Genomic DNA, 1,177 nt, shown 5'->3' on the forward strand with positions numbered 1-1,177 from the left:
CCCGCCCGGCACGCGAGCCTCGCCGACCGGCGCGTGCTGCTCGTCGGCTACGGCGGCGTCGGCCGTGCGATCGAGGACCGCCTCGCGGGCTTCGAGGTCGAGCTCACGCGCGTCGCGAGTAGCGCGCGCGACGACGAGCGCGGGCGGGTCCACGGGGTCGACGAACTGCCCGCGCTGCTGCCGCACGCCGAGGTCGTGATCGTCGTCGTCCCGCTCTCCGACGAGACGACCCGTCTCGTCGACGCCGCGTTCCTCGCGGCGCTCCCCGACGGCGCGCTCGTCGTGAACGTCGCGCGCGGCGCGGTCGCCGACACCGACGCGATCCTCGCGGAGGCGACATCCGGCCGCCTGCGCTTCGCGCTCGACGTCACCGATCCCGAGCCGCTGCCCGAGGGGCACCCGCTCTTCGCACTGCCGAACGTGCTGGTCTCGCCGCACGTCGGCGGCGCGACGACCGCGATGATGCCGCGCATGGCTCGGCTGCTCCGAGACCAGGTCGAGCGGATGCTGCGCGGCGACGAGCCGCGCAACGTCGTGCTCCGCACCTGACGCGCCACCCACGAGAGGACACGATCACATGCCGCAGTTCGACCACGCCTTCGACTGGGTGCGCCGCAACGTCGCCGACGGTCCGCTGCCGAACGCCGTGCTCGGCGTCGCGAACGCCGACGGCGTCGTCGCGCTCGACGCCTTCGGCGAGGCCGCCGTCGACGACCACTACCCGCTGTTCTCGATCACGAAGCCGATCGTCGGGCTCGCCGCCCTGCGTCTCGTCGAGCAGGGCCGGCTCACGCCGGACACGCCGCTCGAGCGCGCACTGCCCGGCTTCGGCGCGGGGCGCGACGACGTCGTGCGGCTCCGCCACCTCGCGAGCCACACCTCGGGCATCGTCGAGCCGCCGCTCGACACGCCCGCCGGGCTACGCCCGTCGCTCCTCGCGCCCGGGCGCGACTTCGCCGCCGGCACCGTGTCGCGCTACTCGACCATCGCGTTCGAGGGCATCGCGGCCCTCATCGAGCACGCCTCGGGCGCGCCATGGGAGCGGGCCGTCACCGACGTCGCCGAGCGGGCGGATGCCTCGGGCCTCACCTTCGACGCGGCCGCCTCGCCGCACGCGCCCGTCGATGCCGCCGCCCAGGGGCTCGACTACGAGCGGTTCGCCGCGCTGCGGCACCCG

At 75.4% G+C, this 1,177-nt stretch carries 2 protein-coding genes; both read left to right on the forward strand.

Annotation, left to right across the window (positions count from 1 at the left end; translation table 11 throughout):
- Window positions 1–549: NAD(P)-dependent oxidoreductase (locus tag ESO86_RS17285; RefSeq protein ID WP_277985250.1), on the forward strand; the 549-nt coding region annotated here is incomplete at its 5' end.
- Between the two features lie 28 nt (window positions 550–577).
- Window positions 578–1,177 (forward strand): serine hydrolase domain-containing protein (locus ESO86_RS17290; RefSeq protein WP_165308306.1); only part of this gene is annotated, 600 nt, incomplete at its 3' end.

The organism is Agromyces binzhouensis (assembly GCF_004135055.1).
In the GTDB taxonomy this organism is placed as follows: domain Bacteria; phylum Actinomycetota; class Actinomycetes; order Actinomycetales; family Microbacteriaceae; genus Agromyces; species Agromyces binzhouensis.